The following is a 5,806-nucleotide window of genomic DNA, read 5'->3' on the forward strand; positions in this document are numbered from 1 at the left end:
GCAGCGTCAGTGCCACCAGCGCGACGAAAACCAGGGCCACGGACAGCGCCCGCCCCCACTCGCCGCCGGTGTAGCGCACGTAGTAGCCCACGCCAGCCACCATCAGCAGGTAGATGCCGACGAGCAGCAGCGTCGCCGAATGGAAGACCGCCGCCCGCGACACATGCAGCCTGCCGAGCCAGTCGGCGTAGCGGCGGGACGCCACATAGAGCAGCGGCACCGCCGCGGCGTGGACCAGCGAGCGAACGCTGATCGCGTCACCGTCAAAACGCTGGAACAGCGCGGCCTGCGACCCGATGAAGAGGTCGAAGACAAAGATGGCACCCAGGCCCAGGCAGACCGGCTTGGCATTCCATCGCGCGTCGCCGGTCGCATTGCGCAGCATCTGCTCGACCATCACAAGGCCCAGCACCGCGAGGCCCAAGGCGGCGAAGGCCTGGGGACGAGCCAGGCTCTCCGCCGGTACGCTCTCGCCGACCAGGAGCAACACCAGACGCGCCAGCACCGCGACGACCGCGAGCGGACGCAACCAACCCAGGCCACCGCCCCGCCGCGGTGGCGGGAGCAGCATCAGCATGAAGGCAAACCAGAAGCTGATGCGCAGCAGGTCAAGGCCCGGAACGACCCAGGTCGGCAAGCGGTCGGACCAATGCCTCAGTTCATCCATCAGCGCCAGGCCGGCCCAGATCGAACTGGCTGTCAGCGCCGCCAGGAACACCATGGCGAGCACGGAGACGGGCATGCTGCCCCGCAGCAGCCGCTGCGCGAAGTAGAGCGCGAACAGCCCGTAGGCCGCACAGCAGATCAGATCGCCAAGGCTGCTCAAGGAGAGGAAGGGAGCCAGCGCCTCAATCATGGCGCCCGGGGCAGAGTCCAAATCGGCGACAAGAGACATGCATCATTCAAGCATGCCCCTGGCGTTCGGGCATCGGCGCTTACGCCGAAGCGCCGCCGCGCTCAGCGAGCGCCCTTGCCAGTCAGCACCACGGCCACCGTCTCCAGCATGATCAGCAGATCAAGGAAGAGGGAGTGGTTCTTGACGTAGTACAGGTCGTACTGCAGCTTCTCGACCGAGTCTTCGATGGTCGAGCCGTACTCATAGCGCACCTGGGCCCAACCCGTGACGCCCGGCTTCACGCTGTGGCGCACAGCGTAATAGGGGATCTTGCTGATGAGTTCGTCGACGAAGAACTGGCGCTCCGGGCGCGGGCCGACCATGCTCATCTCGCCCCACAGCACATTGAAGAGCTGGGGCAGTTCGTCGATGCGAACCTTGCGGATGAAGCGACCAATACGCGTCACGCGGTCGTCGTTCTTGGTGGCCCAACGCGGCTTGCCGTCCTTTTCAGCATCGGTGCGCATGCTGCGGAACTTGATGACGTTGAAGGGCACACCATTCAGCCCCACCCGCTCCTGACGGTAGAGCATCGGCCCACGCGATTCGAAGCGGATGGCCAGGGCCGTGATCAGCATGATGGGCCAGGTCACCGCCAGAATCAGCGCGGCGAAGACGATGTCGCACACGCGCTTGATCGCGGCGCGCAGCATGCCCTGGCTGAAGCCGTCGCCAAACACCAGCCAACCGGCATTGACATGCTTGATGTTGATCTGGGCCAGTGTCTTCTCGAAGTGGGTGGCGATATCCACCACGCGCACGCCGGACAGCTTGCAATCCAGCAGTTGCCGCAACGGCATGCTGCCGCCGCGGCGCTCGCTGAGGGCCACGACGATCTCGTCGACGTTGTGCTTGAGCGCAGCTTCGGTCAGGTTGGCGCCGTCATTGATGATCTCGGCGCGCGGCACTTCGGGCTGGTCCTCGTTGGGGCCGGCGTAGAAACCGACGATCTGCGCATGCGGATCGGAGGCGCGCAAGGTATTGCCGACGGAGCGCGCCGCAATGCCGGTGCCGAAGATCAGGATGCGGCTGCGCATGCGTGCCTGAGTACCCGAATGGGCCGCATAGACACGATGCACCATGACTGCGGCGACAGCGCTCATGGCAACCAGGGTCAGCATGTCGCGGTGGCTGGTGTTCGAAGGCACCAGGCTGAAGATGGCATAGGCCAGCGGCAGGCCAAACAGCAGCCCGAACAGGGCCCGGGCGCAGGACTCCGTGATCGAGCGGTTGTGCACATGCTGGTAGAAGCCCGTAGCCGAATTGATCACGAACATGCAACCGGCCAGTGACAGGCCGTGCGACGCCGCGAACGGCAGCACCATCTGCGCCGACTCACCTTGGCTGAGCACAACCGCAATGACGGCGAAAACTATCAGGCCGAGATCGAAGAAGACCTGAAGCAAGGTCTGCTTATGCAGGTAATGGTTGAATATTCGAATCATTTGCATTCCCCGATCATTACTACTGGCGTTCCCGCATCTGCAATCCGATCAATGGAATTCGAATCAATATCGATATTCCATTCACCCTAGCGCGGAGACCGCCTGCCGTATCGCCACCTCGATGACAACCTCGACTGCGCAGACCTCCTCGGAGACCGCCCGGCCGGCTCTGAATGCCCGTTTCGGCCACACGCCGCAACGGACATATCCGACCAACCCTTGATCGCGCCGGCATCATGCCTCTGGCCCCCTGGCTTGAAAGCCCCCCGTTTAGAGGGTGCTTGCCCCTTGAATCCGCGTCGTGCCGCAGCCCGCGAGGTCTCCGCCGCGGTCATTTTCACAACGGGCCGCAGTAGAACCGAAAGCGGGCGACAACACCATGACAGGGATGGCGCCAGCCGCTGCAAAACGTGCGAAACGCACAGGCGTCACATTGAAATCCGACGAAACCCGATTCATGCGCTCTTGCGGCGGCGAGGTCCGGTTTTCGAGCAAATCAAATATTGCCCCGCTTATTTTCTGGGCAGTATTCACGATCGACCGTAAGGCTTGTCGCAACGAGCACTCCTTTGTCGTCCTTGAATCTGATCGATCCCATTTCGGAGCTCCTCAAAGCGACGAACCCGCCAAGGGCGGGCTCGTCATGAAAAACGCCCGCCGAGGCGGGCGTTCTGGACGCGAATCCGAATCAGCGCACGACCGCRATCTGCTCGCGGGCGCCGCCCTTGTAGGTGAACAGCGTCAGGGCGCCGTTCTTGATGTCGCCCTTCTCGTCGAAGGCGATGGTGCCGGTCACACCCTTGTAGCCGGCCGTCTTGGCCAGAACAGGCAGGTACTTGGCCGGGTCAGCCGAACCGGCCTTGACCATGGCAGCCGCCATCACATTGACGGCGTCATAGACGTACGGCGCGTAGATCTGCACATCGACGTTGAACTTGGCCTTGAACTTGGCCTTGAAGTCGTCCATCGACTTCTTGGCTTCGCCCTCGACACCACCGGCTTCGGCGCAGACGACCTGGCCATCGGCCATCGTGCCAGCGGCCAGCTTGGGCAGTTCGCCCGAGCAGATGCCGTCGCCGCCCATGAACTTGGCTTCGATGCCAAGCTGCTTCATCTGGCGCAGCATCGGGCCGGCCACGGCGTCCATGCCGCCGAAGAAGACGACGTCGGGCTTCTTGCCCTTCAGGGAGGTCAGGATGGCGGTGAAGTCCGTGGCCTTGTCGTTGGTGAATTCGCGGCCGACGATCTTCCCGCCCGCGCCCTTGACACCCTTTTCGAACTCGTCGGCAACGCCCTGGCCATAGGCCGTGCGGTCATCGATGACGGCAATGGACTTGCCCTTCAGGTCCTTGGCGGCGTAGCGGCCCAGCGTGCCACCCAGGTGCACGTCGTCAGCCACGACGCGGAAGGTCGTCTTGTAGCCGTTGCGGGTGAACTTGGGGTTGGTGGCCGACGGCGAGATCTGCGGAATGCCGGCGTCGCTGTAGACCTTGGAGGCCGGGATGGAAGTGCCCGAGTTCAAGTGACCCACGACGCCGTTGACCTTGGAGTCGACCAGCTTTTGCGCAGCGGCGGTGCCTTGCTTCGGATCGCCGGCGTCGTCTTCAGCCAGCAACTCGAACTTGGCCTTCTTGCCGCCGATCATGACGCCCTTGGCGTTCAGGTCCTCGATGGCGAGGCGGGCACCCAGTTCGTTGTCCTTGCCCAGGTGGGCAATCGCGCCACTGGTCGGTGCGACGTGGCCGATCTTGACGACCAGGTCCTGCGACATGGCAGCGCCGCTGAGCAGTGCTGCGACTGCACCCACCACGATATTCAACTTGATTTGCATGGATCAACTCCAGTTTGAAAGAGAGAGGAACAAACAGAGAACCGTTGATTTTTCAACCAATTGAACATACCCCAAATCCGGGGGGCTCTCATTCGGGAAAGCGTGGACGCAGCGTTGTCAACCCGCCGCGGAAAAGTGGTCCAGCTTGGCTCCCGACTGCTGGTAGACGCGATAGCGCGCACGCCCAGCTTGAACGCGCTCGGGGGCCTGTCCGATGACCTCCAGCACGCGTTCAAATGCAAGCGCATCCGAAGGCATGCCGTCGCGCAGGTTCAACAGCAATCCGCGGTGTGGCAGACGCGCCGCGTCATCAACCAAGAGGACCTCGCCCGGCGCGGGTGCCGTGGCGCCGTCCCAACGCCGATGCGGGATGAAATCCGCCGCGTCGAAGCTCCACAGCAACTCGTCTAGACGAGTTGCCTGCGCCGCCCCCACGCAGACACCCACCGGCTTGCCCGACGCGAGGGCGCGACGGATCAAGCGGCAGGCAAAGTGCAGCGGGTCCGCCGCGTCGCTGTAGAAACTGACCTGCAGGGTCACTTACTTCGCGTGACTCAACACGAAGTGCGTCAACAGGCCCACCGGCCGGCCGGTCGAGCCCTTGGCAGCGCCGCCCTTCCATGCCGTGCCGGCGATGTCGAGATGGCCCCAGCGGTACTTGCTGGTGAAACGCTGCAGGAACTTGGCCGCCGTGATCGAGCCGCCCGCGCGGCCGGCGATATTGGGCACGTCGGCGAAGTTGCTCTTCAGGCCTTCGGCGTACTCGTCGTCCAGCGGCATGCGCCAGCAAGGGTCGAGGGCCGCGTCGCCCGCTGCGGTCAGCGAAGCGGCGAGTTCGTCGTCACTGGCGTACATGCCGCTGCGCACGCCGCCCAGCGCGATGACGCAGGCGCCCGTCAGCGTCGCCACGTCCACGACGACCGCCGGCTTGAAGCGCTCCGCATAGGTCAGCGCATCGCACAGGATGAGGCGGCCTTCGGCGTCGGTGTTCAGGATCTCGATGGTCTGGCCGGACATCGACGTGACGACGTCGCCCGGCTTGATCGCGCGGCCGCTGGGCATGTTCTCGCAGGCAGCGACGATCATGACCAGATTGAGCTTGGGCTTGAGTTCGGCGATGGCGCGCAGCGTGCCGATGACGCTGGCCGCGCCGCCCATGTCGAACTTCATCTCGTCCATCTCGGCACCGGGCTTGAGCGAGATGCCGCCAGTGTCGAAGGTGATGCCCTTGCCCACCAGCACGACGGGCGCCACCGTCTTGGCCGCGCCGTCATAGCGGGCAACGATGAAGCGCAGCGGCTCATCCGAGCCTTGGGCCACCGACAGGAAACTGCCCATGCCGAGTTTCTCGACGGCCTTCTTGTCCAGCACCTCGACCTTCAGCCCATGGGCCTTGCCCAGGCCCTGCACGACCTCACCGAGATAGGTCGGCGTCGCGAAGTTGGCCGGGCGGTTGGCACATTCGCGCGCCAGTTCGACGCCGGCGGCAATGGCTTCGCCACGAGCCAGGCCGGCCTTGGCCGTCTTGATGTCAGCCTTGCCGACCAGCAGGGCAAGCCTGGCCAGCTTGGGGGCTGCCGGCGCACTGGGCTTGGTGTGGCGGTAGACATAGACCGCATCCGTGGCAGCGAGGGC

General features: G+C 64.2%; 5 protein-coding genes and 1 pseudogene. All 6 read right to left on the reverse strand.

The window, feature by feature from the left end:
* A pseudogene (locus ACXJKR_RS22300) lies at positions 1-826 on the reverse strand (XrtA/PEP-CTERM system histidine kinase PrsK); the annotation flags it as partial.
* A 131-nt stretch (positions 827-957) separates the two neighbouring features.
* Positions 958-2,340, reverse strand: a complete 1,383-nt coding sequence (locus ACXJKR_RS22305) for a TIGR03013 family XrtA/PEP-CTERM system glycosyltransferase (RefSeq protein ID WP_056197181.1) — start codon at positions 2,338-2,340, stop codon at positions 958-960.
* Positions 2,341-2,610: 270 nt separating this feature from the next.
* Positions 2,611-2,874 carry a hypothetical protein gene (locus ACXJKR_RS22310; protein WP_457324674.1) on the reverse strand — a complete coding sequence of 88 codons (264 nt, stop codon included), beginning with the start codon at positions 2,872-2,874 and terminating at the stop codon, positions 2,611-2,613.
* Positions 2,875-3,028: 154 nt separating this feature from the next.
* Positions 3,029-4,171 (reverse strand): branched-chain amino acid ABC transporter substrate-binding protein, encoded by a 1,143-nt coding sequence (locus tag ACXJKR_RS22315; protein WP_056195771.1) that lies wholly within the window; start codon positions 4,169-4,171, stop codon positions 3,029-3,031.
* A gap of 117 nt (positions 4,172-4,288) precedes the next feature.
* The gene (locus tag ACXJKR_RS22320; RefSeq protein WP_056195768.1) at positions 4,289-4,711 is read right to left on the reverse strand and encodes a DNA polymerase III subunit chi; all 423 of its coding nucleotides are present in this window, start codon (positions 4,709-4,711) and stop codon (positions 4,289-4,291) included.
* Positions 4,712-5,806: leucyl aminopeptidase (locus ACXJKR_RS22325; protein WP_457324675.1), on the reverse strand; the 1,095-nt coding region annotated here is incomplete at its 5' end.

Source organism: Roseateles sp. P5_E11, from assembly GCF_054049355.1.